We start from the raw sequence: 24,328 nt of genomic DNA, 5'->3' as shown, positions 1-24,328 counted from the left end.
ATGAAACGTCTATTAATGCCTGTTGCAAAAGTGACCCTGACTCTGGGCGCGGTCATCGCCGCGATGCTATTGGTAATCGCACTATGGCAAGCCTACGTACTGGCTCCCTGGACGCGTGATGGTCGAGTCAATGCGCAGGTCGTGCGCATCGCTCCCGAGGTCTCCGGGACGATCGCCGAGGTCGCTGTCACCGATGATCAGTATGTAAAGCGCGGAGAGTTGTTGTACCGCATTGATCCCGAGCGCTTCGCACTGGCTGTCGAGCAGGCCGAGGCGCGATTGGCGTCGGCGACAGCGACACTGAGCCAGAAGGTCGACTATGCCAAGAGACGGCAAGGACTGGGAGAGTATGTCTCCCGCGAACAGGTTCACAGCGCCACGCAGGATGTGGATATCGCCAGGGCGGAAAAACACCAAGCCCAGGTCGCGCTGAATCTGGCTCGGCTGGACCTGACACATGCGACCCTGCGCTCCCCGGTGGATGGCTATGTGACTCATCTACGCTTACGCAAAGGTGACTACGCGGTGGCTGGGCAGCAGAATCTCGCCGTGCTGGATGCGAACAGTTTCTGGGTCACGGGCTATTTCGCCGAGACCAAACTCCAGGGCATCCATCCCGGGGCAGCGGCAACGGTTCAGCTGATGGGCTTCGAAGCGCCATTACGAGGCCACGTGGCCAGTATTGGACGCGGCATCGCCAATACCAACGAGGGGATCGATGATCAGGGGCTGCCGAGTGTCGAGCCGAGTTTCAGCTGGGTGCGTCTGGCCCAACGTATTCCGGTACGTATCGCCATCGATCGGGTGCCAGAGAGCATCGAACTGACCGCCGGTATGACGGGCAGCGTCGAGGTCGACCAAACCTCCGGAGGGCATGTGCGACTACATGGGCGTTTGATCACACTGCTGCATCGCTGGATGTAAGGTGGAAGCCCGCTCCACGCTTGTGAGTTGACTTTCATTGGCTTTTACAAGTTTGCCGCGAGGGCTCTAGTCGGTGGATGGCAAGCCAGCCAATGTCTGCGAATCATATATGGGTAGCTCCTTCCCTTGGCGAGTAGCCGCGCGAACGAAGGCAGTCGGGGATTGACCGAGCACCTTGCGAAACATGCTGGAGAAGGCGCCGGGGCTGTCGTAGCCGAGTTCCAGCGCGGTTCGGGTAACGGAGCTACCGGCTAGTAGCCTGGGAACGGCGGCCATCAGGCAGGCTTGCTGGCGCCATATGGCGAACGACAGGCCGGTCTGCTGACGAAACAGTCGATTGAATGTGCGTTGGCTGCAATGAAGTTGTCGGGCCCAGTCCTCGGGCAGGCTATGGATATGCGGCTGGCCGAGAAAATCTCTGCACAGGCGGGCCAGATGAGGGTCCCGGGGCAGGGGCGCAAACAGCGGCAGCGCCGGCGCCCGTTGCAGCTCGTACAGCAGGAGTTGGGCGAGGGCACCATCGCGACCGCTCTCGTCATAAAGCGCGGGCATGCTGGCGGAGGCCAGCAGCAGGTGATGCAGGAGTGGCGTCACGACCAGCACCTCGCAACTGGAGGAGGAGCGTGGCGCCGCCACGGGTTCGATATACAGGCTGCGGGTACTGACGCCGTTCATCCGCACCCGGTGGCGCTTGCCCGCCGGCAACCAGACACCGCTATAAGGTGGCACCACCCAGGTGCCTTCATCGGTGTCGACCTCCATCAAGCCCGTCATGCCGTAGAGAAATTGGGCTCGGCGATGGGTATGAAAGTCGAGTAGGGCGCCGGGGCTGTAGTCGGTGCCGATGGCCACGACGGGCCGGGCCACATGATCCACGTCTGCTAGGGGGATATTGAGCATTTGCCCTCAGGGTGGCCGAAATACAACGATTATTGGCCAACTGGCGAACGTCGGCCACTCCTCATCGGAATATCGTTCCTGTCGTTGCGTTCCATCAGGAGAGTTCCGGTGTATAGCGTATTGCTTCTCTGCGGCGGGCTGGCCGGCGTGACGACCGTGCTGTTCGGTTTCGGTGGCGGCTTCGTCGTCGTTCCCTTGATGGTTACCTTGCTGATTGCCGTCCACGGGGCGGATAGCGTGGCCGGCCAGGCGGCGATGCATATCGCGGTGGCCACTTCGACCGCGCTGATGATCTTCGCTGCCTCTCTATCGACATGGCGGCACCATCGGCGGCGGACCGTGCAATGGCGCCTGGGGCGTCCGTTGGTGGGTTATATCGCTGTCGGTGCCGTGCTCGGCGCGGCAGCGGCGGTGTCGGTGAGTGGAGAGTGGGTGCGCTGGATGTTCATCAGCTATCTAGCGATCACGATTGCGGATGCCGTTATGCGGCCTGGGTTCCTGCATCAGGCGAAAGGGGAGGTACGTCCCATGGGCGGCCTGGTGACGGCGATCACAGGCCTGTTCATCGGTGTTATCGCGGCCTTTCTGGGGGTTGGCGGGAGCGTGATGACCGTGCCGCTGATGCGCCGCTGATGCGCCGCAGAGGCGCCAGCATGACGGCGGCCACGGCGATGGCCAATCCGTTGTCGTTGCCCATGGCGGTGAGCGGCACCGCAACCTATGTGCTGTTATCGGCCGGCGATACCCCGCTGGGCGCCTGGTATGCGGGGTACGTGGATCTGCGCGCCTTGCTGGCGCTGGCGGTGGGTCGTGGCTCGGCATCCGCCTGGCATCGCGATGGATCGGGCGCATTCCCGATCGTATTCATGTCGGGGTGTATCTGCTACTGCTGACGGTGGTGCTGGCGGTGGTGCTGGCGGTGATGGTCGTCATGCACTGAGTCTCGCCAACGATTTCTCCCCGCTTGACGCTGGCTCCGCAAAAGGAAACTGGAACGTGGTGGCCCTGGTCTCTGGCGGCGGATTCCCCAAAGAGTGCGTGATCTGGCCCTTAGACGCCAACGCATCTGGATCAAGCCAACATGAGCGAACAACCACAAATTCTGATCTACGAAGATGCCGAGTAGGTGGTCGACGTGCGTCTGGATGATGGTCGCGAGACCGTCTGGCTGACGCAGCGGCAGATGTCCGAACTGTTTAATAAAGATGTTCGCACGATCAATGAGCACGTTCTGAACGTCTTTGATGAGAGTGAGCTGGAGCGGGAATCAACTACCCGGAATTTCCGTATAGTTCGCCTGGAGGGGGCTCGTCAGGTCACGCGGGCCATCGAGCACTACAATCTGATGTGATCATTTCGGTCGGTTACCGCGTTAAATCACAGGCTGGAACTCGCTTCCGCCAATGGGCAACGCTGGAGGCGGCAATGGGGGTGGTGCGCAAGGCGGCGCACAGCTCGGCGTTGGATCTAACGGGCGGGCGAGGGTTGGTGGATATCGTGGCGCGTTATGCGCAGATATTTTGGTCCCCAACCAGACGTCCGATGAAGTCGCGGATCCAGCGGTGGCCCGCATGCCTATGACATCTCTCGTGCCAGATCAGATTGATTTTGAATTGTTCCCCCAGCCAGGGCGGGTCGACCCTCATGAATTTCTCCGACTGCCTGAGAAACAGGCGCCGCGGCACGAGCGCAACCAGGTCACTATCTAAGACGATCTCCGGCAAGAGCAAAAAGGAGGCCGCCGACACGACGACGTTGCGTCGGTAACCAAGTGTCGCCAAAGCACTGTCCACTGGCGTTTCGAAATCGCCGCCCCGCGGTGACACCACGACGTGTTCCAGTTCGACATATTCGTCTATCGTCATATCCGCCTTCAGCCGAGGGTGATCGCGCCTTCCTATGAGGACATAACTTTCGTCGAATAGGTGACTTGTCCGCAGGTGGGGAGCCGGTGGCCTGGGAAGGGCGATGACAAGGTCGACGTCCTGGTTCCCCAGTTGCTGCTCCACCAGCTCGGGCATCAGATTCCAAACGGCTACCCGTACTCCCGGCGCTGTCTGCCGGAGAGCCAGGACGAGCGGCATCACCACTGTGGCCTGGATATAGTCTGAACAGCCGATTGATATGGTCAGCTTCGCCGTGCCGGGATCGAAGTCCTGATGAGAATGTAGCGCGTTGCGCACGTGATCCAGCGCGTCTCTTAGTTGCGGTGCAAGTTCGATTGCCTTGGCGGTCGGGATCATGCCTCGACGAGTCGGGAGCAGAAGCGGGTCGTCAAACAAATCCCGAAGCCGCGCGAGTTGCGCGCTTACCGCCGGCTGACTGAGGTTCAGTTGATCTGCCGCTTTCGTTACGTTTTGTTCGGCGAGCAGTACCTCGAGCGTCGCCAAGAGATTGAGGTCGATCCGACTGTCATTCACTCTGTCTATTCCTGGTCGCCGTTTAATCAGCTCTATATATGATAGTCGCGGCGCTGCCCATCAACGGCTTGGCCGGCTGAGGGGAAGCTGTTTGTGTTGGCGTCGGACTCCTGGCGCGAACGCGATCGCGGCTGGTCTCACGATTGGTAGATAGCCGCCAAACTGGAGCTTATGGGGCCGTGCCGCGCCGACTGGCCAATCGAACACCCGCGTGCAAGTGCTGCCAACGTGGCGATCAGCGACTAGGTATCCGCTATCTGGATACCACATGTTAAGAAAATCGATTTCAGAAATATTACTCGAATGCGCATATTGAGGGCAGCCGGGCATCCAATCCCGAGCCGGAGGCATCGAGTGATATTAGTCAGCATCCCATCCCGACTAGCTCAGCGCGCGCTTTGGCGCGAACTGCTGCGACGAAACAAGCATTCCGCTGGTGATCGAGGAGCCTCGCCGCGCCATCAACAGAGTAAGTATCGAAATCGATGGCGGCATCATCGTGCCGAGCGCGACCGCGCGTGCACGCAGATCCTACGAAAACATCTGTATCACCAACGTGCGAGTCCTGGCGAGCAATTGATACCGATCGGGAACATCAATCAAGCGGACACAGCTCTCAACGCTGCGGAAACAATCTCATGAAAAAAAATATTCTCATCGTTTACGCGCACCCCGAGCCCACTTCACTGACACGGCAGCTGGTCGACGTGACCACTGAGACGCTGTCGGCAGCGGGGCACACCGTGGTCCATTCGGACCTCTACGGCATGAAGTGGAAGGCGGTGTACGACGCCGATGACTTTCCGATGCGCGACAACCCTGAACGGCTGTCGTTCATCATGGAGTCAGGCCATGCTTATGCAAGCGGCCATCAGACGCCCGACGTGATCGCCGAGCAGCAGAAGCTGCTCGAGGCCGACGCTGTGGTCCTGCAATTCCCGTTGTGGTGGTACGGCGTGCCCGCGATCCTTAAGGGCTGGATAGAGCGGGTCTATGCCTTCGGTTTTGCCTACGGCTATCAGAATGGCTCCAACGAGTTCCGCTTTGGCGAGGGCATCCTCAAGGGCAAGCGAGCGCTGGTCAACGTGCAGGCCGGCGGTCCAGCGGCCGACTATGGCCCGCGGGGTATCAACGGGCCGATCGAGCAGCTGCTGTTCCCGCTCACTCATGGCGCGCTGTTCTACCCCGGCATGGACGTGCTCCCGACGCACGCGATCTATCGCGCGGCTCACGTTTCCACGGCGGAGGAAGTGGAGGCGATCAAGGAAGCATGGCGTGTGCGTCTCGCCGGGCTATTCACCGACGCGCCGATTCCCTTCCGGTCGCAAAACGGCGGTGACTTCCCCGATCGCCACACCATGGCCGACCACGTTGCGCCGGGCCAAACCGGCCTCGCCGCGCACGTTGCCGATCCGGCCGACACATAAAGAGCAATACCGATGTCGCCGGGTTGGTCAACTCAGATCGCCGGTGCCTTCGGAACGTAAGGAGATGGACATGATCGGGGTTGTTCCGGATGTCTCGCGCGATCTACGGTAAGGATGCCCCAGGCCGGTCTGCTTGTGACTGGCTATGTCCTTGCCGTGACCGTTGGGTGCCGACGGTCACGGCCCTATGGCTGGGAATACCCGGACGGCGACGAATACGCCACGCTGCCGCTGCCCGGCGTCCTGCATGTCAACAGCGTCCAGACCTACGAAGCCGCTGGCCTGTCGGCATCGGCCTGATCCAGGCTGCGCTCACCTGGAAAGCGGGGCGCTGGTGGAGGTTCTGCCGGATTTCCGCCCCGAGCCACTCGATGTGTCCCTGGTCGTGGCCCATCCACGGAATCTGTCGCGCCGCGTCCGCGCCTTCATAAGTTGGATCGAAGAGGTGCTAGTGCTCTACCTCGACTAGGCGTGGTCATGGCTCTGGGAAAGATCATTGCTCAGTAGCCTGAACCTTCCCTTCGGCTACTTCTAGGGCGGCGATGTGTGGATAGCGGGCAGCATTCATGAGATGTCATCTCAGTCTGCCCGTAGCGCTTATGGTCCTGCTTGTTGAGATAGCAATTCGGCATTGAACAACCGGCTCAATTTCCCTTCAATCTCTCCTTGTGAGGCGTGCTGTCATACTCAGGATTTAACAATTTACGTACTGCTGGGTACTTGTTGGCCACGAAAGCAGCCGTCAAAATGCTACCGAAGATATATCCAAAGATGATCATGGCCTGCGTGAAATGACTCTTTTGAGACATCCAGTCGCCTGTGGCCGAATGCGTTAAAAGAAAAAAGGCGAGTGCTGAAAAAAAGCCGAAGCCCGCTGCCCATTGAAGCTGGTAGCGCAATAGGTAGTAGCGCCCATATTTTTCGAGAACACCATGAATATCGATAACCTTTCGGAATTCGAGGACCACTCCCATGCCCAACGGTTTTTCCTTGAGTTTATCGATACCAATAATATTGAGAAGTGAGCTCAATTTGGCTCGGTTTCGAATGTCGATCATGGCGACCGTTACTGTGATCTGTTGATCCACAAGGGGTTTGTAGATACTTTCGGCACCGGGCGGCCAATAGAGTTGGGTTTTATCAATGAAGTAGGTATAAGTGGTAAAACGCCCGCCGCCATTGCCGGAACTTCCCGTATTTCTCTTTTCGATCAACCGGCCATGCAGCTTATCGGTGGTGCTCCTGAGCGTAGCTGCCCGGCCCAGGCCATGGGCGACAAATAGAACACCAAGCACCATGATGACCAAATTCATCAACATCAAGAAGCCTGTTAGCAGCAGGGGGGCGCGAATATTGTCGTATATGAACGCCACGGGCAATGCGATGCTTAGGAGGATAATTATGGTGCCCAATACTACGATCAGCCATTTGAAGAATACCACGCGGAGGTAAACCATGTGGGCGTGAGCCTTTTCCAGGTAGGTCAGCTGGCGGCTGGTGTTGCTCAAGTTGGACTCCTTTGACGGTCGCTCTGGTGGTGATGCTTATCATGCACTTATACCAGCCATGATAGGACGTGAGGAGAGGCGGGGTTCTGCTCACAAGCGCTTTGCAGTAAATGCGGGTATTTCCCCACGCTCACGAAGGTTTTCCCATCCCCACGTCTATTTCCGCCGCCATTACTGGGTGTGTGAGAGTGGCTGGTCCACCGGCACGGTCATGAAGTCGACGAAGGCTCTCAGCGCGCTGGGCATGTGTTCGCGGTGCGGATAGTAGAGATAGAACCCCGGGATCGACGGCGTCCATGAGGAGAGGACTCGCACCAGTTCACCGCTGTCGAAATAGGCTTGCAGATGATTCTGTGGCAGATAGGCGAGTCCGGTGCCTTCCAGAACCGCCGCGACGATCAAGCTGGTGTCATTGAGGGTCAAGGCGTGGCGAACCTGTAGGTCGAAACGTCTGTCGCCCTCCTGAAAGGTCCAGGCGTACAAGGCGTTCGAGTCGCTCCAGCGGTAATTGATGCAGACGTGCGCGTGAAGATCTGCCGGGACCTCCGGTGGCGAGCGTCGAGCAAAGTAGCTTGGTGCCCCCACCACGGCCATGTTCAGTGCCGGCGTCAACTGTCTGGCGACCATCTCCTGCTGCAAGCGCTCACCCGAGCGAATGCCCGCATCGAAGCCCTGCGAGACGATATCGGTCAGCGTGTCGTCGATGACGAGATCCACCTCGATACGAGGGTAGCGCTCCAGGAAGGCTTGAAGTCGCGGCACCAGCACGAGTTGGGCTGCGATGCGCGGCAAGTTGATCCGGATCTTGCCTTGTGGTGAGGTCTGAAACGCCGCCGACTCATGCACGGCCTGCCGGATGTCGCTGATCGCCGGCGCCACACGCTCCAGTAACCGTTCGCCCGCCTGGGTAAGCGATACGCTACGGGTGGTGCGACTCAAGACTCTGACGCCCAGCCACGTCTCCAGTGAGCGGATGGTGTGACTCACCGCCGAGGGCGACATTCCCAGGCGTGATGCAGCACGGCGGAAACTCTGCGATCTGGCAACCTCCATGAACGCGATGAGTTCGGCAATCTCCTTCCCGTTCATACCCTCTTTCACCTCATATTGCTGTCTCTTATTCATCAGTGTGTGTCGATTGATGCGTATTATAGTGCGCTCACCGTCGTGGGATAGTCTCGCCACGCTGCCGACGACGACCGTCGGCACCCCTCGATGGAGCCAACATGATGCAAGCGACAAGGCGTTGGGAAATGGACGCGATCGGTCGTGAGAGACTGACACTGGCCACCTGCGAGAAGCCACGCCCGGCGGCGGATGAGGTGCTGGTCAGGGTGGGAGCCGTCTCGCTCAACCACCGCGACAAGATGGTGATCGAGAGTGGCAGGGGGCTGCCGCTGGCTTATCCCTTCACGCCCGGTTCCGACATGGCCGGCACCATCGTCGAACTGGGGGAGCAAGTGAAAGGGTTTGCCGAGGGAGATCGGGTCATCTCCGTATTCACGCCCGACTGGATCGATGGGCGCCGACCGGGTAACGCGAGAACACCGGCCTATCGTACCTTGGGCGGTTTCTACCCCGGCGTTCTGAGCGAATACCTGGCCATGCCTGCCGCCTGGCTAGTTCATGCGCCGCGCGCGCTGGATGATGCCCAGGCCAGTACCTTGCCCTGCGCCGGACTGACGGCCTGGTTTGCGCTCGTCGAGAGAGCCGGCGTCAAGGCTGGCGATCGGGTGCTGATTCCGGGTACCGGCGGCGTGGCGCTATTCAGTCTGCTTATCGCGAAGATGAGCGGGGCAGAGGTGATCGTTGCCACCCAACCGGAGAAAGGTGAACGGGCGTTGGCGCTGGGGGCCGATCACTGGGTGGATCGTTCCCGCGATGACTGGGTGGAAGCGGTGTACGCGCTGACCGATGACGAGGGCGTGGATCACGTGCTCGACGTGGTCGGTGGCGATAATCTCGGCGTCTCCGTCCAACTGGCCGCCGTAGGCGGGCATGTATGCCAGATCGGAGCGTTGGCGGGATTCGATATCGCCTCCCCAGCCATGCCGCTGATGCTCAAGGACGTCACGATCCACGGTATCGGCACCGGTAGCCGGCGAGCGCTGGAGCGCTTCGTGCGGGCGGTGGATCAGGCCCGACTCGAGCCGGTCATCGAGGCGCGCTATACCTTTGCCGAGCTGCCTCAGGCGCTGGATCATCTGGAGCGCAGGCCGTTTGGCAAGATCGTGATCGACGTGAACGACGAGTGAACTCGGCAGCCATCGCCACGCTGCCCTGAACCGCTGGATACTGTCGGCGGTTCAATGGCATATGGCGACGGCGAGCGCTTGAGACTCGGCAATGCGCTCAGCCACGCGTTCCTGCCTCGGTGGCGCTCTTCCCGGTTCAGTGCGACGACACGAACGTCGCCGCCGCATGCGCGGGTGGAATCGCGAACTCTGCCTTCATCCGTTTCACTTCCGCCGCCGGTGTTCGGCCGAACAGGCGCTTGAACTCGCGACTGAACTGGGACGGGCTCTCGTAGCCGACCTGGGCGCTGGCCGCCGCCGCGGTGATGCCGTTTCTCACCATCAGCAGCCTCGCCTGGTGCAGGCGCGTGGACTTCAGGTACTGCATGGGGGAAGTGTGGGTCACGGCCTTGAAGTGCGCATGAAAGGTGGGAACGCTCATGCCGGCACGGCTGGCGAGCTGCTCGACGTCGAGATCGTCCGCGTAGGAGGCGTGAATGCAGCGCAGGGCGCGTGCCACCTTGCCGAACTGGCCCTGCATGGCCAGCGCCGCCCGCATCGAGTGCCCCTGTTCGCCCGTCAGCACATGAAAGTAGATCTCCCGCACCAGCGCAGGCCCGAGTATCGCGGCCTCGAGCGGCCGGCTCATCGCTTCCAGGAAGCGCAGCACGGCATCGCCCAGTCGGCGGTCCATGGGCGTCGACATCATTCCCCGGGGGTTGGCGGGTTCGGTGCCGCCCAACTGATCGATCTGCAGCATCAGGTCTGCGGCCAGCTTGAAGTCCAGGTGCATGTAAATGGCGAGCAACGGTTCGTGCTCGCTGGCATCGGTCTCCATGGTGAAAGGGACGGGGACGGAGACGGCCAGATAGTGCTGCGCATCGTAGAGGTAGACCTGGCCGCCGAAGATTCCCCGTTTGCGCCCTTGGCAGACGATGACGATGCCGGGGTCGTAGAGCACGGGCGTGGAGGCGAGGGGCCGGTTCGAGCGCAGCAAGCGCACGTCAGGGAGGGCCGTCAGGTTGTAGCCCTCGTCAGGCGCCAGCGTTTTCAGCAACGCGATCATGGCCTGTTGCGGCGTATCCGCTTCGGGTTGGTGTCTCGGTGCCCGAGAGGGCTGGGATCGCGTCATGGCCGAGTCTCCTGGTGCGCCGCATGAGGGGTGGCGATGGGGTCAATCGATGAGGAGGAGTTTGCCACAGCTTTGGAGGATATTCTTGGCGACCGAGAGGTTTAGGCAATAACGGGAGATTCTGGGCCATCGTGGATGGGGATTCGGCTTTCTATCATGCAATGCGTCTCCTGCCCGAGCTCAACGGGAGGAGATCGATACCAGCGAGGGTTCGAAGCCTGGTATCTCAGCCATCCACTCCTGAGGAACAGCACCATGATCGAAGTCCTGAATCCCGCCAATGGCTCGGTGGTCGGTGAAGCGCCGGCGATGTCCCTGAATGAAGTGAACGCGGCGATCGACCGTACCTGCGCCGCTTTTCCCGCCTGGTCACGCAAGCTGGCGAAAGAGCGTGGTGACTTGCTGCGTGGCTGGTTCGAGCGAATTCGCGACGACAAGGCCGCCTTCGCCGAGCTCATGGTGAAGGAGAACGGCAAGTGTCTCGCCGAGGCCTACGGCGAGATCGAGTACGGCCTCGGTTTCATCGAGTGGTATGCGGAAGAGGCCAAGCGTGTCTATGGCGATACCATTCCCACCCACGCGGCGAATGCCCAGATCATGGTGGTCAAGGAGCCGGTCGGCCCGACGGCGGCCATCACGCCCTGGAACTTCCCCTTCATGATGATCACCCGCAAGATCGCCACCGCACTCGCCGCCGGTTGCACGATGATCATCAAGCCCTCCGAGGAGACACCGCTGACGGCCTACAAGCTGCTGGAAACCGCGCGCGAGGCGGGCATTCCGGAAGGCGTGTTCGAAATGGTGACCGGCAATCCGCAGGAGATCGGCGAGCGTTTCATTGCCGACACACGGATCCGCAAGATCTCGTTCACGGGCTCGACCGCCGTCGGTCGCCGGCTGGCCAGCGCTGCCGGCCAGACGCTGACCCGCATGACACTGGAGCTGGGTGGCAATGCGCCGTTCATCGTCTTCGACGATGCCGACATCGACGCTGCCGTGGCGGGCGCGGTGAGTGCCAAGTTGCGCAATTCGGGCCAGGTCTGCATCTCGCCCAATCGCTTCTACGTGCATGACGCCATTCATGATCGGTTCGTCGAGAAGCTGGTCGAGCGGGTGTCCGGCATCGAGGTCGGCGAGGGCATGCGAGACGATTTCGTGGTCGGGCCGATGATCAATCGTGCCGGCCTGGAAAAAGTCTCCTCGCTGGTGGAGAGTGCCCGCCAGCACGGTGCGCATATCGTCCTGGGCGGCGAACCGCATGCGCAGGGCGGTCTGTTCTATGAACCGACCATCATCACCGAACTGGACGACGATGCCGAGGTGGCCCGGACCGAGATATTCGGCCCGGTATTTGCCGTCTATCGCTTCAAGAGGGAGGCGGAGGTGATCGAGCGTGCCAATGCCACCGAGTATGGTCTTGTCGCCTACTGCTACACCCGGGATCTGGGGCGGTCGTTCCGGCTGTCACGCGCGCTCGAGGCGGGCATGGTCATTCTGAACACCGGCTCGGTGGGCACGGCGTCGGTACCGTTCGGCGGCGTCAAGCAATCCGGTTACGGCCGCGAGGGCAGCTTCTACGGCATCGAGGAGTACGTGGACGTCAAATACGTGCTGATGAGCGGACTGGATCAGTAGATCGATCCCCTCGAACGAGGCGCCCCGGCCCCTTGATCGCGGCTAACGCACGGTGCCTTGAGTTTACCATCGGGGTTTACCATCACCGTGCCGGCACGTCGATCTTACGGGGCGCCTGCGATGGGGATGTCGATGGGCTTGCGCAGCAGTTCGACTCGGGTGGCCGTGGCGATGGGAGAAGGGCGGCAAAGTGCCCCGAATCCGCCTGCCGCGAAAATCCGCCATCACGCTAACTTTCCTGACTAGCCGGCAAGGGTTTTGGCGAATCATGAACGTGATTCATCTTGAGCTGAAATCTTATCGCTTTTCATGCATCCAGCCGCTCTGGCATAAATAGCACCCGCTTCGATGACAGCCGCTAGGCGGCTGTCGGTCGATACGTCAGACACGGCATTGGTCAACACGTTGGCAAACACGTGCTGACCAACATGGCATTGACAGACGCTGGGCCTGCCGACGGCCCGGCGCCTCTCTCGACAAACAGGGTGCTTGTTCGCGATGAATCACGACTTCACATTCGATATCAAGAGCGTTCGGTTCGACGAGCATTACCGTCCGGCCGATAACACGCGCACCACCACCAACTTCGCCAACCTGGCAAGAGGGGAGCGTCGCGAGGAGAACCTGCGCAATGCCCTGACGATGATCGACAACCGCTTCAATGCCCTGGCGCATTGGGACAACCCCAAGGCGGATCGCTACGCCGTCGAACTCGATATCATCACCGGTGAGCTGAGCGTGGGGGCCGAGGACGAGGATGACACCTTCCCGGCGATCGAGATGCTGAAGACGACGATCATCGACAAGCACACCGGCAAGCGCATTCCGGGCATGGTGGGGAACAACTTCTCCTCCTACGTGCGCGACTACGACTTCAGCGTCTGGCTGTCGGAGCACAACCGGGACCGCGCCGAATTCGGCATCCCCGATGGGTTTGGCGATCTGCACGGCAAGCTGTTCAAGCGCTTCGTCGACTCCGACGCTTATCGTGCTTCCTTCGGCAAGGCGCCGGTCATCTGCCTCAGCGTCTCCAGCAGCAAGGTCTATCGCCAGACCGACAATCGCCACCCGGTGCTGGGCGTGGAGTATGAAAACGACGACTCCTCGCTGACGGACTTCTACTTCGGCAAGATGGGCCTGCAGGTGCGCTACTTCATGCCTCCGCACGCCGTCGCACCGCTGGCGTTCTACTTCTCCGGCGATCTGCTGGCCGACTACAGCGATCTCGAGCTGATCAGCGCCATCAGCACCATGGAGACGTTCCAGAAGATCTACCGCCCCGAGATCTACAACGCCAACTCGGTGGCGGGCAAGATCTACCAGCCGAGCCTCGAGCATCAGGACTACTCGCTGACGCGCATCGTCTACGACCGCGAAGAGCGCAGCCAGCTGGCCGTCGAGCAGGGCAAGTTCACCGAGCGGCACTTCATCAAGCCCTACCGCCATGTGCTCGAACAGTGGTCGGCTAATTATTCTCTTTGATCGATCCGTTCCAACGACATCCTTTGATCAACCCGTTATGAAGGTCATTTTTGCATGAAGACTCTGTTGCCCACGTCGACCGCCGGCAGCCTGCCCAAGCCCGCCTGGCTGGCCCAGCCCGAGACGCTCTGGTCTCCCTGGAAACTGCAGGACGAGGAGCTGGCCGAGGGCAAGCGGGATGCACTACGTGTCTCGCTGCACGATCAGCAGCGGGCGGGTATCGATATCGTCAGTGACGGCGAGCAGACTCGCCAGCACTTCGTCACCACCTTCATCGAGCACTTGAGCGGTGTCGATTTCGAGCAGCGCGAGATCGTCAAGATCCGCGACCGTTACGACGCCAGCGTGCCCTCGGTGGTCGGCCCCGTGGCGCGGGAGAAGCCGGTCTTCGTCGAGGATGCCAAATTCCTGCGCCAGCAGACCGACCAGCCGATCAAGTGGGCGCTACCGGGCCCGATGACCATGGTCGACACGCTCTATGACGGCCACTACAAGAGCCGTGAAAAGCTGGCCTGGGAGTTCGCCAAGATCCTCAACCAGGAAGCCCGCGACCTGGCCGCCGCCGGCGTGGATATCATTCAGTTCGACGAGCCCGCCTTCAACGTCTTCTTCGACGAGGTGAACGACTGGGGCATCGCCGCCCTGGAGAAAGCCATCGAAGGGGTCGAGTGCGAGACCGGCGTGCATATCTGCTACGGCTACGGCATCAAGGCCAACACGGATTGGAAGAAGACCCTGGGGTCGGAGTGGCGCCAGTACGAAGAGATTTTCCCCAAGCTGCAGGCGTCGAACATCGATATCGTCTCGCTGGAGTGCCAGAACTCCCATGTGCCGATGGAGCTGATCGAACTGATCCGCGGCAAGAAGGTGATGGTCGGGGCGATCGACGTGGCCACCAACACCATCGAAACGCCGGAAGAGGTCGCCGCAACCCTGCGCAAGGCGCTCAAATTCGTCGATGCCGACAAGCTCTACCCCTGCACCAACTGCGGCATGACGCCCTTGTCTCGCCAGGTCGCGCAGGGCAAGCTGAAGGCTTTGAGCGCTGGTGCGGCGATCGTACGCGAGGAACTCGCTCGCTAGGTTCGGCCGTAGCGAGTTCGATGTCGGCGGGCCGGAAACGGCTCGCCGACGCGTTTTGGTTCGCTAGAGTGTGTACGAAAAGGCGCCGGCGCTCGGCCACCTCTGGAAACCCCGCCCCATGACCACGGTCGCGATCTTCGTCGACACCCAGAACGTCTACTACACCACACGCGATGCCTACGCCAAGCAGTTCGACTATCGCCGCTTCTGGGCGAAAGCGACGGCGGGCCGCGAGGTGCTGACCGCGCGCTGCTACGCCACCGACAAAGGCGACGCCAAGCAGCGCGGCTTTCAGAACACCCTGCGCACGATCGGCTTCGAGGTGAAGCTGAAGCCGTTCATCCAGCGCGCGGACGGCTCCGCCAAGGGCGACTGGGACGTGGGCATCACCCTCGATGCCATCGAGTACGCGGCCCAGGCGGATGTGGTGGTGCTGGTCTCCGGCGACGGCGACTTCGACCTGCTGGCGCGCAAGATCCGCGAGGTCCACGGCAAGCGCGTCGAAGTCTACGGCGTGCCCAAGTTCACCGCGCATTCGCTCATCAACGCGGCGAGCCAGTTCATTCCCATCGAGGGCGACCTGCTGCTGGGGTGATACGACCACGCGATACTCGGTCTATGAATCGTCTTTGTTAAGGAAATCCCTTCTGCGGTCGATACTTGGTTTGCCGAGACAAATACCAAGAAAAGATTCGAGAAGGGAACATAGATGTATCAAAAAGCGATGTTAGGCGCGCTTATCACCACGACGCTGCTGGCTTCAGGATGTGCTTCGGTGCCCATGGGTTCCAGCGATGAAGATCTTGCACTCAAGCAGTTCCCCGCACCCCCGAAGGGTGAAGCTGGCCTCTACGTCTACCGCGACAGCTTCATGGGCAAGGCACTAAAGAAGTCTATCTCTCTGGATGGCCAACTACTTGGTGAGACCGCCAATGGCGTCTATTTTTATGAATTGATAGAACCGGGCGAGCACAGCCTGTCAACTGAATCCGAATTCAGTGACAATACGCTCGTCTTTACCGCGAGCGCCGGCGAGAATTACTTCGTTGAGCAGTATATCAAGATGGGCGTGTTCGTTGGCGGGGCAGGTCTCGAAATGAAGAGTAAAGACGAGGGCATGAAGGCTTTGCGGGGGTGCTGCCATTTGGCCGCACCGCAGTAGAGCGTATTCGCTATTCGCCAGGGGAGCCCTGAAAACCAGGGCCTCTTCCTATAAAATGAGTTCATGCCAACGCGTTGCTATTGTCCCAGTTCGTCGAGGTTTTTAGTCCAGAAATTGTGGTTGTATAGCACGATAGTGACATGGCGCTTGTTATCAATTTGGTGTTTGTCAGCGATCGTGCGGCACTTCTCGTAGGAGTTTGACTCTATTGGCGGTATATGGGTTTTTCTTTGTATGGGTGTGGCAAGAAGCTCGCTCTCATCAACGACTCGACTTCATCTGCTCCCGGTCGTCCTACTTCGCCTCTGGTTATCATCGAAGGGTTCGTGCTCCCCGTTCTTTACTCGACGCGCTGCCATTACTCGACGCGCCGCCATTCGATCTGGATCTGGGTCCCCTCGGGCCGCCGAAACTGTTCGGTCATGCGGTCGCCTGACACGACCAGTGTCAGGTCATTACGCGTCCGGACGCTGCCGACCCAGTTAGGGAATGTCGAACCCAGGACACGGTTCCCGCTGAATTCTCCGTTGCTGTCGACGGTATAGGTGCCGAAGAAGCCGATGCCGCGTGACATCGCCATGCGGTTCTCTTCATCTGTTCCCCCACCGCGAGCATTGGACGCAAACCGAGGCGTGTCGGCGTCGGTCAGCACCTCCACGAAGTGCATGTCAGGCGTAAAGACGAGGAGACTGTTGGGTTTTTCTCCATAGGCGGGGATATTTCTGCCACCGGGATCGATCGTTGCCGACACCATTTTCCAGGTGCCCAGTACCTGATTGTCAGCGCTGGTCTGCGCAAAGGCGGATGAGGACAAGATTCCGAGAGCGAACGCCAATATGACCGGGCGAATGGACATGTTTTTCTCCTGTTCCTGATGTCTGGGTTGCTGCGATTTCACGGCGCCTGCCGGTCGGCAGAGTAGGCGAGCTCCCGCTGCGCCTCTAGGGCCGTCAGACGTGTGGAGAGTGCCTGCGAGATCGACGCATAGGCGGTGCTGCCCAGTGCCAACCGCAAGGGTGGTGTCGTGCTCTCGGCGGCAGAAATGATGGCGTCCACGGTACGCGCCGCATCGCCCTTGATCTCGAAGCTTCCGTCGCCGATTGCGCGACGAACGGCGTCGGCAGGCGTCTGGTCGTAGGCCTCCATGGGGGTGGCATAAACGAGATTGGCACCAAAATTGGTAGCGGTCGGCCCCGGCTCGGCGATGATGAAGTCGATACCGAAGGGAGCCACTTCCTGGGCCACTGATTCGACGAAGCCTTCGATACCCCATTTGGTGGCGTGATAGAGGCTGAAGCCCGGATAAGCGATCTGCCCACCTTCTGACGAGACCTGCACGACCCTTCCACCGCCCTGCTGGCGAAGACGGGGTAGAGCGGCACGGATCAAGTGGATGCACCCGGTGAGATTGGTGGCAATCTGCCGCTCGATCTGATCGTTGGTAAGCTCTTCAGCGGCTCCGAACAGGCCGTAGCCGGCATTACTCACCACCACGTCTATCCGACCGTGTCGCTGAAACGCGCCTTCGACGGCCAATGCCGTACTGTCCGGCTGGAGCAGATCTAGCGGAATCACATCCAGGCGCTCACGGTACTGCTGCTCGAGTTCAATTAGCGCCCCTGAGCGTCGTGTCGTTGCGACCACCGTATCGCCTTGGGCCAGCAGTCGCTGGGTCATCTCGAGACCGAGCCCCGAGGAAGCGCCGGTGATAAACCATGTTTTCGTCATTTGATGACTCCTCTGTAGATTTGCAAATGTAAATCAAGAAGATTGGTGTTATAAGATCGCCAATATGGGATGAGGTGGTGAGGAATAATCACGAATGATGCGTCCCAGTCTGAACGATCTGGCCGCCTTCACTGCAGTGGCCAGTCACCTCAGCTTTCGCAGGGCGGCCGACGTCATGGGCGTCTCGCGCTCTGCGCTCAGCCACACGATCATCGGACTCGAGGGCAAGCTGGGCGTCCGGCTCTTCAACCGGACGACACGCAGCGTGTCACTGACCCAGGCTGGCGCCCGGATGCTCGCTCAGCTCCGTCCGGTTCTTCGGGATCTCGATCAGGCGCTCGATACCCTCTCCGAGGAGCGCGGCACGCCAACCGGCACGCTGCGGATCAATGCGAACAAAGGCGGTGCCCGTATCCTCCTGCGGGACGTGGTGCCTCCGTTCCTGGAGCGCTATCCCGACGTCGAGCTCGATCTGGTCTCGGAAGGACGTCTCGTCGATGTCGTGGAACAGGGGTTCGATGCAGGCGTGCGCCTGATGGAAACGATTCCGCAGGACATGGTCGCGGTACGGTTCGGGGCTGACGTGCGCTTCATCGCCGTGGCGGCGCCGTCCTATCTGGAAGGCAGGTCGAGGCCGACCACGCCCGATGATCTGCATGTGCATTGCTGCATCCGCCAACGCCTGCCCAGTGGAAAGCGCTATCGCTGGGAGTTTTCCAGACGGGGCGCCGAGCTGGCGGTGGACGCCCCTGGCAATCTCACTCTCGACGACAATGATCTCCTGGTAGAGGCGGCCGCGGACGGGCATGGCATCGCCTATGTCCCCGACCACTTCGCCCAGGCATATCTGGAATCGGGCCAACTCGTGACCGTCCTCGATGACTGGTGCCCGCCAACGCCGGGACTCGCGCTCTACTATCCGGCCAACCGCCATGTGCCAGCGTCACTGCGCGCGTTCATCGATATCCTGAAACAGGTGAAGCGGACTCGGTAAGGTGGCCTCAGGGAATGAACAGCAGGAGAGCGGCTTGAACCGGGTTTCCGCCCCGGTGTGAGAACCCTCCACCAGGCCCGGTAAGAGGCGCTGTTGTGATCATTAACCGAGGCGTGCAGGAGGCATCGGCCTCCCGCACCCATGGTCGGGCGACGCCGCTGATCCAATCGCTGCCTCCAGGCGTCGCCGATCGGCTTGGCACCCCTGCGGCGGCCGATCTCTCAGGTCCGTTCCGTCTCGGTGACACCCCTGACGCCTTGCTTGTCCTTGAAGGCCACCAGGAAGAGCAGCAGGACGGCAAGGGCGAAGCCTGCAGGAAACAGCCAGATACCCTGCCAGTCGTGGCCATCGGCGGTGGCGTAGTGGTCGGTGACCAGGCCTGCGATCCAGAACCCGATCAGCATGCCGACCCCGTAGGTGGCCAGCGTGATCATGCCCTGGGCGGCGCTCTGGAAGCGTTCGCCGGCGCGTGCATCGGTGTAGATCTGCCCCGAGACGAAGAAGAAGTCGTAGCAGACGCCATGCAGGGCAATGCCGATCAAGAGCAGGTAGACGCCTTCACCGGCATCGCCGACGGCGAAGAGGGCGTAACGCACGGCCCAGGCCAGCATGCCGACGATCAGCGTGATCTTGATGCCGAAGCGGTGGATGAACACCGGCAGCAGCAGCATGAACAGAACTTCCGAGACCTGTCCCAGGGTCATCTTGCCGGTGGGGTTGGCCACGCCGACCTCCGCCAGGAAGGGGTTGGCATTCTGGTAGTAGAACGCCAGCGGGATGCAGATCAGCACAGAGGCGACAAAGAAGATCGCGTAGTTGCGGTCGTTGAGCAGTTGCAGGGCATCGAGCCCGAGGATCTCCTTCAGTCCGCGCTTGCGGGTGTCCGCCTTGGGCGGCGTGGCTGGCAGGGTGAAGCTGTACAGGCCCAGCGCCAGCGAGGCGATGGCGCACATCAGGAAGGTATTGCGCAGGGCGCCGCCGGCAATGGCCTCGGCGCCGTCCCAGGAGAACAGGTAGCTGATCGCCAGTCCGGCGAGAATCCAGCCGATGGTGCCCCAGACCCGGATCCTGGCGAATTCCTGCGAAGGATCGTTCATCTGGCGGAAGGAGACCGAGTTCACCAGCGCCAGGGTGGGCATGTAGAGGATCATGTAGACCAGGACCAGCGGATAGAAGGTGGCGAAGTCCTGGGCGCGGTAAAGACCGAACATCAGCGCGGCGCCACCCAGGTGCAGCACGGCAAGGATGCGTTCGGCATTGAAGTAGCGGTCGGCGATCAGACCGATGATGAAGGGCGCGATAATCGCGCCCCAAGACTGGGTCGAGAAGGCCATGCCGATCTGGCTTCCGCTGGCGTCCAGGTTCTGGGAGAGAAAGGTGCCCAGGGTGACGAACCAGCCGCCCCAGATGAAGAACTGCAGAAACATCATGATGCCGAGCCGTGTGCTGAGCATGGCGAACCCTCGTTATTGTGTGGTGGGTATCAGTCCGTCTTGCCGAGTCCCAGCAGGCGCCGGTTGCGCCCGGGATCCGAGCCGGTGTCGGCGAAGTCGTCGAAGGCCTTGTCGGCACGCATGATCAGGTGACTGGCGATGAAGGGCGCGCCCTCGGCGGCGCCCTGGGCGGCGTCCTTGAGGCAGCATTCCCATTCGAGTACCGCCCAGCCGTCGTAGCCGTACTGGGTGAGCCGCGAGAAGATACCCTTGAAGTCGACCTGTCCATCGCCCAGCGAGCGGAAGCGACCGGGGCGGTCGACCCAGCCCTGATAGCCGCCGTAGACCCCGCTGCGGGCGCTGGGCGTGAACTCCGCATCCTTGACGTGGAACATGCCGATCCGCTCGTGGTAGCGATCGACGAAGCCCAGGTAGTCGAGCTGCTGCAGCACCATGTGGCTGGGGTCGAAGAGGATCTTCGCCCGGGAGTGGCCGTCCACGGCGTCGAGGAAGCGTTCGAAGGTGGCGCCGTCGTGCAGGTCTTCCCCCGGATGAATCTCGAAGCACAGGTCGACGCCCTGCTCGTCGAAGACATCGAGGATCGGCCGCCAGCGACGGGCCAGTTCGGCGAAACTCTCCTCGATCAGCCCCGCCGGCCGTTGCGGCCAGGGGTAGAGGTACGGCCACAGCAGGGAACCGGAGAAGGTGCCGTGTGCTGTCAGCCCCAGTCGCCGGCTGGCGCGGGCGGCGAGCTTGAGCTGTTCCTCGGCCCAGTGCCGGCGTGCGTCGGGCCGCCCATGCAGGTGCGCGGGAGCGAAGCCGTCGAACAGTTCATCGAAGGCGGGGTGTACCGCCACCAGTTGGCCTTGTAGATGGGTGGAGAGCTCGCTGATCGCCACGCCGGCCTCGGCGCAGCGTCCGGTCAGTTCGTCGCAGTAATCCTGGCTGTCGGCGGCGAGTTCGAGGTCGATCAGGCGTGGATCGACCGTCGGCATCTGGACGCCACGATAGCCGAGCGAGGCTGCCCAGCGGGTGATGGTGTCGAGATCGTCGAAAGGCGGGTGGTGGTCGAGGAACTGGGCGAGAAAGAGCGCCGGCCCCTGGATACCGGTGTCGTGAGTGCCTGTCATGTGGTTGCCTCCGCGTCATGCCGCTGGGAAGTGTCCTCGAGGGATGTCCACTTGGCGGTGCCGGCTTGGCTTTTCAGCAGGGCCTCGATGAAGGCCATGCCCCGCAGGCCCTCGTCCATGCCGGGAACGCCGTCGGCGGCGCCGCGATCGCCGCGTCGGACGGCGTCGGCGAAATCGCGGTAGAGATTGGCCAGCGCCTCCAGGTAACCTTCGGGATGGCCGCCGGGCAGGCGCAGCCGCGCCAGGGCCTCCGGCGCCAGGCCGGGCTGGTCGATCCCCGCGCGCAGCACCCGCATGGGCTCGTCGAGGCGCCGGTGGATCAGGGTATTGGGCTCCATCTGCTGCCACTCCAGCGCGCCGCGATCGCCATACAGGCGGATCTTCAGGGCGTTCTCCTCGCCGGTGCAGACCTGGCTGGCCATCAGGGTGCCGCTGGCACCTTCGGCGGTGCGGAACAGGGCGTCGCCGTCATCATCCAGGCGCCGCTGTTCGCCATGGATGCCGAGGGCGGCGCAGAGCTCGGTGACGTGGTGTCCCGAGATGAACTCGGCGAGGCCGAAGGCGTGGGTGCCGATGTCGGCCATGCAGCCGCTGGCACCGGCGATGGCGGGGTCGGTGCGCCATCCCGCCTGCTTGTTGCCGGTGCCCTCGAGGTTGGTGCCGAGCCAGCCCTGGGGATATTCGACATGAATCTTGCGCAGCCGACCGAGCTCGCCATCACTCACCAGGCGGCGTGCCTGCCAGACCATGGGATAACCGAGATAGGTGTGGGCGAGACCATAGAGGCCCTTGCTCGCCTCGAGGGTGGTGGCGAGTCGGCGTGCTTCCGCCAGGGTGGTCGCCGCCGGCTTCTCGCAGAAGACATGGAAGCCCGCGTCGAGCGCGGTCTGGCTGATGGGTACGTGCAGATGGTTGGGGGTGACCACGACCAGCATATCCATGCGCTGGTCCTCGGGGAGCTGGCGTTCGCCATCGATCAGCGACTGCCAGTCGGGGTAGAGGCGCCGTGTCGACAGGCCGCAGGCCTCGCCGGTGCGGACGTTGTTGCCGGGGTCGCGGCTGAAGTTGGCGCAGACCAGTTCCAGCTCACCGTCCAGGGCGGCAGCCAGGCGATGCACCCGGCCGATGAAGGCGCCTTCACCACCCCCGATCATGCCCATTCGCACGCGTCGTTTCGTTGTGGTCATTCGTCCTCCACGGGATGCTCGGCTGGGCTGTGACGACCGGTATGCTCTCTCGATGTAACCGGTTACATTTGACGGTAAACTAGTCATCCAAGGGCGGAGTATCAATGCGACCTAGGTCTCAGGCTCTTCGCCGATGGGGCGATGAGCCCGGAGTGCCGATGCAGTAGACTGGCCAGCGGCATGATGCCGAGGTGGTTGACGAGACGGGAGGTTCACAGCCGGGCATGACCAATATTCGCAAGGTGGCCAAGCTGGCCGGCGTGTCGGTGGCGACGGTGTCGCGTACCTTGAAGACCCCCGACGTCGTGTCGCCGGGGACGCGTGACAAAGTGTTGGCCGCTGTCGAGCAGGCCGACTATCGACCGAATCTCACGGCGGTGCAGTTTCGCTCGCAACGGACCCGCAATCTGGTCGTGCTGGTACCGATCATTGCCAACACCTTCTTTGCCCGAGTGATTGGTGGCATTCAGGAAGCGGCGCAGCGGCGGGGATACGGCATTCTGCTGTGCAATACACTCGGTGACGAACGTACCGAACGAGCCTACGCTGGCCTGGTGTCGACCCGGCAGGCCGATGGCCTCATCCAACTGCGCGCCTATGATCCCTTCGCGACATCGAGCGGCAAGGCGCGACCGCCGATGGTCAACGCCTGTGAAGTGCTCGACGAGGCACCGTGTCCCACCGTCAAGCTCGACAACCGAGCCGCCGCCCGAGCAGTGACCGAGCACCTGCTGGCACTGGGGCATCGCCGTATCGGCATGATCAAGGGACCGCGCAACAGCCCCTTGACCCGGGATCGTCTGCTGGGCTTCCAGGATGCCCTGGCCGCCGCCGGCCTGGTGCCGGACGACAGCCTGTGGTGTCCCGGCGACTTCACTCCGCCCTCGGGCCATCGGGCGGCGGATGAACTGCTGTCGCGAGCCGATCCCCCCACGGCGATCTTCTGCGAGAACGACGAAATGGCCATGGGGGCCATGCGACGCATCAAGGAGGCGGGGCTTCGGGTGCCCGAGGATATCTCGGTGGCGGGATTCGACGATATCGCCTTCGCTTCCTTCTGCGATCCCTCCCTGACGACCATCGCCCAGCCCGCCGAAGATTTCGGTCGCGAGGCCGTGGCCCTGTTGCTCGACATCATCGATGACCGGGATGACGCAGCGGATGCGCATCGCATCATGCCTTTCGAGCTGGTGATACGAGAGAGCACGGGCCCAGCCGCTTGATCCCGGCGGGTGCGAGGTGAGCAGCTTTCGCGCGCATAAGAGGATGAACCTGCTGCCGGGGTGATACGGCGCCGAAGATCGGCACCCGGTCGTTGAGCGACGGGTGATTGTCTCGTTTTCAGCCCAACGCCTTATGCATTAGATAGAGATCGCAGTCCGGATACTGGACGATGCCGGCGTGCTGCCAGCCGTACCGGGCGTAGAGGCTCTGGCTGTCCTGGGTGGTCAGATAGATCGTGTCTTCGCCCAGGCGCCGTGCCGCCTGTTCCACGCTCTCGATCAGCAGACCGGCGACGCCCTTGCCGCGATGGTCGGGGTGAACGAACACGGCAGCCAGCCAGGGCCGCAGACTAGGGCGAAGATCGCAATCGTCATCGAACAGGCTCGCCATGCCGACGGGCCGGTCATCGATATGGGCCACGACGGTGAGCGGAATAGCGTGGTCACTGGCGGCCAGCCTGAATCGTTCCAGCGTGCTTTCGAGCGTGCGCGTCGAGCCCACGCCCCATTGGCCGTAGGTCCAGGCTGCGCAGGCGTCGACAAAGTCCGGTCGATCGACGAGTGAGCTGATTGTCACCGGCGTGGCATTTTCCAAGTGTGCTCCCCTTCCATCAGTGGTTGAACGGCCTCCATGGCAGAAGTTTCAAGCTCGCTGAACGATCCAGTCACTGTCGGTTGATCGTGCCGGCGCCTCAGCGAACGGCGACAGCACTCTTGTCCGTCCAG

The 24,328-nt window shown here is 61.6% G+C and carries 25 protein-coding genes; 14 read left to right on the top strand and 11 right to left on the bottom strand.

Features of this window, described 5'->3' with window-relative positions; translation table 11 throughout:
* Entirely contained in the window at positions 1–924 is a 924-nt protein-coding gene (locus AAGT95_RS00285) for an efflux RND transporter periplasmic adaptor subunit (protein ID WP_106419530.1), read from the top strand.
* 66 nt (positions 925–990) lie between these two features.
* On the opposite strand, the gene AAGT95_RS00280 is transcribed toward AAGT95_RS00285, so the two are convergent.
* On the bottom strand, positions 991–1,824 hold the full coding sequence (locus AAGT95_RS00280; RefSeq protein ID WP_342595144.1) for a helix-turn-helix transcriptional regulator: 834 nt from the start codon (positions 1,822–1,824) through the stop codon (positions 991–993).
* Between the two features lie 108 nt (positions 1,825–1,932).
* Here AAGT95_RS00280 and AAGT95_RS00275 point away from each other — a divergent pair, with 108 nt between their 5' ends.
* From AAGT95_RS00275 to AAGT95_RS21615, 4 genes are all read left to right on the top strand, one after another.
* Complete coding sequence (locus tag AAGT95_RS00275; protein ID WP_342595143.1) at positions 1,933–2,457, top strand: sulfite exporter TauE/SafE family protein; 525 nt, start codon at positions 1,933–1,935, stop codon at positions 2,455–2,457.
* Complete coding sequence (locus AAGT95_RS00270) at positions 2,457–2,717, top strand: hypothetical protein (protein WP_342595142.1); 261 nt, start codon at positions 2,457–2,459, stop codon at positions 2,715–2,717. The genes AAGT95_RS00275 and AAGT95_RS00270 overlap by 1 nt, the downstream gene beginning before the upstream one ends.
* A 242-nt stretch (positions 2,718–2,959) precedes the next feature.
* Complete coding sequence (locus tag AAGT95_RS00265) at positions 2,960–3,175, top strand: hypothetical protein (protein WP_342595141.1); 216 nt, start codon at positions 2,960–2,962, stop codon at positions 3,173–3,175.
* Entirely contained in the window at positions 3,172–3,405 is a 234-nt protein-coding gene (locus AAGT95_RS21615; protein ID WP_425356039.1) for a hypothetical protein, read from the top strand. The genes AAGT95_RS00265 and AAGT95_RS21615 overlap by 4 nt, the downstream gene beginning before the upstream one ends.
* On the opposite strand, the gene AAGT95_RS00260 is transcribed toward AAGT95_RS21615, so the two are convergent.
* Positions 3,330–4,244 carry a LysR family transcriptional regulator gene (locus tag AAGT95_RS00260; RefSeq protein ID WP_342595140.1) on the bottom strand — a complete coding sequence of 305 codons (915 nt, stop codon included), beginning with the start codon at positions 4,242–4,244 and terminating at the stop codon, positions 3,330–3,332. The genes AAGT95_RS21615 and AAGT95_RS00260 overlap by 76 nt on opposite strands.
* A 638-nt stretch (positions 4,245–4,882) precedes the next feature.
* On the opposite strand from AAGT95_RS00260, the gene AAGT95_RS00255 reads away from it, so the two are divergent.
* Positions 4,883–5,671, top strand: a complete 789-nt coding sequence (locus AAGT95_RS00255; protein ID WP_110598797.1) for an NAD(P)H-dependent oxidoreductase — start codon at positions 4,883–4,885, stop codon at positions 5,669–5,671.
* 644 nt (positions 5,672–6,315) lie between these two features.
* On the opposite strand, the gene AAGT95_RS00250 is transcribed toward AAGT95_RS00255, so the two are convergent.
* Positions 6,316–7,179 (bottom strand): hypothetical protein, encoded by an 864-nt coding sequence (locus tag AAGT95_RS00250; protein ID WP_342595139.1) that lies wholly within the window; start codon positions 7,177–7,179, stop codon positions 6,316–6,318.
* A gap of 171 nt (positions 7,180–7,350) precedes the next feature.
* Positions 7,351–8,268 carry a LysR family transcriptional regulator gene (locus AAGT95_RS00245; RefSeq protein ID WP_342595138.1) on the bottom strand — a complete coding sequence of 306 codons (918 nt, stop codon included), beginning with the start codon at positions 8,266–8,268 and terminating at the stop codon, positions 7,351–7,353.
* Positions 8,269–8,405: 137 nt separating this feature from the next.
* Between AAGT95_RS00245 and AAGT95_RS00240 the strand changes: the two genes are divergently transcribed.
* A complete protein-coding gene (locus tag AAGT95_RS00240) occupies positions 8,406–9,434 on the top strand; it encodes an NAD(P)-dependent alcohol dehydrogenase (protein ID WP_342595137.1) in 1,029 nt (342 codons plus the stop codon).
* Between the two features lie 136 nt (positions 9,435–9,570).
* On the opposite strand, the gene AAGT95_RS00235 is transcribed toward AAGT95_RS00240, so the two are convergent.
* Entirely contained in the window at positions 9,571–10,545 is a 975-nt protein-coding gene (locus AAGT95_RS00235) for an AraC family transcriptional regulator (protein WP_240612306.1), read from the bottom strand.
* 255 nt (positions 10,546–10,800) lie between these two features.
* Between AAGT95_RS00235 and AAGT95_RS00230 the strand changes: the two genes are divergently transcribed.
* The 5 genes from AAGT95_RS00230 to AAGT95_RS00210 all read left to right on the top strand — a co-directional run bounded on the left by AAGT95_RS00230 (position 10,801) and on the right by AAGT95_RS00210 (position 15,907).
* Positions 10,801–12,180, top strand: a complete 1,380-nt coding sequence (locus tag AAGT95_RS00230; RefSeq protein WP_342595136.1) for an NAD-dependent succinate-semialdehyde dehydrogenase — start codon at positions 10,801–10,803, stop codon at positions 12,178–12,180.
* Between the two features lie 498 nt (positions 12,181–12,678).
* Positions 12,679–13,662 (top strand): DUF1852 domain-containing protein, encoded by a 984-nt coding sequence (locus AAGT95_RS00225; RefSeq protein ID WP_342595135.1) that lies wholly within the window; start codon positions 12,679–12,681, stop codon positions 13,660–13,662.
* A 54-nt stretch (positions 13,663–13,716) separates the two neighbouring features.
* The gene (locus tag AAGT95_RS00220; RefSeq protein WP_342595134.1) at positions 13,717–14,745 is read left to right on the top strand and encodes a methionine synthase; all 1,029 of its coding nucleotides are present in this window, start codon (positions 13,717–13,719) and stop codon (positions 14,743–14,745) included.
* 118 nt (positions 14,746–14,863) lie between these two features.
* Positions 14,864–15,340: an NYN domain-containing protein gene (locus AAGT95_RS00215; RefSeq protein WP_342595133.1), complete on the top strand. Its 477-nt coding sequence runs from the start codon at positions 14,864–14,866 to the stop codon at positions 15,338–15,340.
* Positions 15,341–15,454: 114 nt separating this feature from the next.
* Positions 15,455–15,907, top strand: a complete 453-nt coding sequence (locus AAGT95_RS00210; protein ID WP_110598784.1) for a DUF2846 domain-containing protein — start codon at positions 15,455–15,457, stop codon at positions 15,905–15,907.
* Between the two features lie 358 nt (positions 15,908–16,265).
* Here AAGT95_RS00210 and AAGT95_RS00205 read toward each other — a convergent pair whose 3' ends face one another.
* Together AAGT95_RS00205 and AAGT95_RS00200 are read right to left on the bottom strand one after the other, a co-directional pair.
* A complete protein-coding gene (locus AAGT95_RS00205; protein WP_110598782.1) occupies positions 16,266–16,763 on the bottom strand; it encodes a lipocalin-like domain-containing protein in 498 nt (165 codons plus the stop codon).
* A 38-nt stretch (positions 16,764–16,801) separates the two neighbouring features.
* Positions 16,802–17,635 (bottom strand): SDR family oxidoreductase, encoded by an 834-nt coding sequence (locus AAGT95_RS00200; protein ID WP_342595132.1) that lies wholly within the window; start codon positions 17,633–17,635, stop codon positions 16,802–16,804.
* 94 nt (positions 17,636–17,729) lie between these two features.
* Between AAGT95_RS00200 and AAGT95_RS00195 the strand changes: the two genes are divergently transcribed.
* Entirely contained in the window at positions 17,730–18,629 is a 900-nt protein-coding gene (locus AAGT95_RS00195) for a LysR family transcriptional regulator (protein WP_110598778.1), read from the top strand.
* A gap of 221 nt (positions 18,630–18,850) precedes the next feature.
* Here the strand turns inward: AAGT95_RS00195 and AAGT95_RS00190 are convergent, their stop codons facing one another.
* From AAGT95_RS00190 to AAGT95_RS00180, 3 genes are read right to left on the bottom strand one after another with little or no spacing between them, the layout of a single operon-like run.
* A complete protein-coding gene (locus AAGT95_RS00190) occupies positions 18,851–20,083 on the bottom strand; it encodes a nucleoside permease (RefSeq protein ID WP_342595131.1) in 1,233 nt (410 codons plus the stop codon).
* 29 nt (positions 20,084–20,112) lie between these two features.
* Complete coding sequence (locus tag AAGT95_RS00185; RefSeq protein ID WP_110598774.1) at positions 20,113–21,192, bottom strand: sugar phosphate isomerase/epimerase family protein; 1,080 nt, start codon at positions 21,190–21,192, stop codon at positions 20,113–20,115.
* The gene (locus AAGT95_RS00180; protein ID WP_342595130.1) at positions 21,189–22,379 is read right to left on the bottom strand and encodes a Gfo/Idh/MocA family oxidoreductase; all 1,191 of its coding nucleotides are present in this window, start codon (positions 22,377–22,379) and stop codon (positions 21,189–21,191) included. The genes AAGT95_RS00185 and AAGT95_RS00180 overlap by 4 nt, the downstream gene beginning before the upstream one ends.
* A 224-nt stretch (positions 22,380–22,603) precedes the next feature.
* On the opposite strand from AAGT95_RS00180, the gene AAGT95_RS00175 reads away from it, so the two are divergent.
* On the top strand, positions 22,604–23,602 hold the full coding sequence (locus tag AAGT95_RS00175; RefSeq protein ID WP_110598770.1) for a LacI family DNA-binding transcriptional regulator: 999 nt from the start codon (positions 22,604–22,606) through the stop codon (positions 23,600–23,602).
* A 118-nt stretch (positions 23,603–23,720) separates the two neighbouring features.
* On the opposite strand, the gene AAGT95_RS00170 is transcribed toward AAGT95_RS00175, so the two are convergent.
* Complete coding sequence (locus AAGT95_RS00170) at positions 23,721–24,179, bottom strand: GNAT family N-acetyltransferase (RefSeq protein WP_342595129.1); 459 nt, start codon at positions 24,177–24,179, stop codon at positions 23,721–23,723.
* Between the last annotated feature and the right edge of the window lie 149 nt (positions 24,180–24,328).

Source organism: Salinicola lusitanus (assembly GCF_038648475.1).
In the GTDB taxonomy this organism is placed as follows: domain Bacteria; phylum Pseudomonadota; class Gammaproteobacteria; order Pseudomonadales; family Halomonadaceae; genus Salinicola; species Salinicola lusitanus.
This window is presented reverse-complemented; position numbering and strand designations above follow the sequence as displayed.

What these genes read in the sequence shown, in the direction of transcription:
- AAGT95_RS00230 (WP_342595136.1), top strand. Translation starts at nt 10,801, where the DNA reads ATGATCGAAGTCCTGAATCCCGCCAATGGCTCGGTGGTCGGTGAAGCG.
- AAGT95_RS00205 (WP_110598782.1), bottom strand. Translation starts at nt 16,763, where the DNA reads ATGTCCATTCGCCCGGTCATATTGGCGTTCGCTCTCGGAATCTTGTCC.
- AAGT95_RS00225 (WP_342595135.1), top strand. Translation starts at nt 12,679, where the DNA reads ATGAATCACGACTTCACATTCGATATCAAGAGCGTTCGGTTCGACGAG.
- AAGT95_RS00180 (WP_342595130.1), bottom strand. Translation starts at nt 22,379, where the DNA reads ATGACCACAACGAAACGACGCGTGCGAATGGGCATGATCGGGGGTGGT.
- AAGT95_RS00255 (WP_110598797.1), top strand. Translation starts at nt 4,883, where the DNA reads ATGAAAAAAAATATTCTCATCGTTTACGCGCACCCCGAGCCCACTTCA.
- AAGT95_RS00235 (WP_240612306.1), bottom strand. Translation starts at nt 10,545, where the DNA reads ATGACGCGATCCCAGCCCTCTCGGGCACCGAGACACCAACCCGAAGCG.
- AAGT95_RS00190 (WP_342595131.1), bottom strand. Translation starts at nt 20,083, where the DNA reads ATGCTCAGCACACGGCTCGGCATCATGATGTTTCTGCAGTTCTTCATC.
- AAGT95_RS00220 (WP_342595134.1), top strand. Translation starts at nt 13,717, where the DNA reads ATGAAGACTCTGTTGCCCACGTCGACCGCCGGCAGCCTGCCCAAGCCC.
- AAGT95_RS00210 (WP_110598784.1), top strand. Translation starts at nt 15,455, where the DNA reads ATGTATCAAAAAGCGATGTTAGGCGCGCTTATCACCACGACGCTGCTG.
- AAGT95_RS00195 (WP_110598778.1), top strand. Translation starts at nt 17,730, where the DNA reads ATGATGCGTCCCAGTCTGAACGATCTGGCCGCCTTCACTGCAGTGGCC.
- AAGT95_RS00240 (WP_342595137.1), top strand. Translation starts at nt 8,406, where the DNA reads ATGATGCAAGCGACAAGGCGTTGGGAAATGGACGCGATCGGTCGTGAG.
- AAGT95_RS00200 (WP_342595132.1), bottom strand. Translation starts at nt 17,635, where the DNA reads ATGACGAAAACATGGTTTATCACCGGCGCTTCCTCGGGGCTCGGTCTC.
- AAGT95_RS00175 (WP_110598770.1), top strand. Translation starts at nt 22,604, where the DNA reads ATGACCAATATTCGCAAGGTGGCCAAGCTGGCCGGCGTGTCGGTGGCG.
- AAGT95_RS00245 (WP_342595138.1), bottom strand. Translation starts at nt 8,268, where the DNA reads ATGAACGGGAAGGAGATTGCCGAACTCATCGCGTTCATGGAGGTTGCC.
- AAGT95_RS00285 (WP_106419530.1), top strand. Translation starts at nt 1, where the DNA reads ATGAAACGTCTATTAATGCCTGTTGCAAAAGTGACCCTGACTCTGGGC.
- AAGT95_RS00270 (WP_342595142.1), top strand. Translation starts at nt 2,457, where the DNA reads ATGCGCCGCAGAGGCGCCAGCATGACGGCGGCCACGGCGATGGCCAAT.
- AAGT95_RS00215 (WP_342595133.1), top strand. Translation starts at nt 14,864, where the DNA reads ATGACCACGGTCGCGATCTTCGTCGACACCCAGAACGTCTACTACACC.
- AAGT95_RS00185 (WP_110598774.1), bottom strand. Translation starts at nt 21,192, where the DNA reads ATGACAGGCACTCACGACACCGGTATCCAGGGGCCGGCGCTCTTTCTC.
- AAGT95_RS00280 (WP_342595144.1), bottom strand. Translation starts at nt 1,824, where the DNA reads ATGCTCAATATCCCCCTAGCAGACGTGGATCATGTGGCCCGGCCCGTC.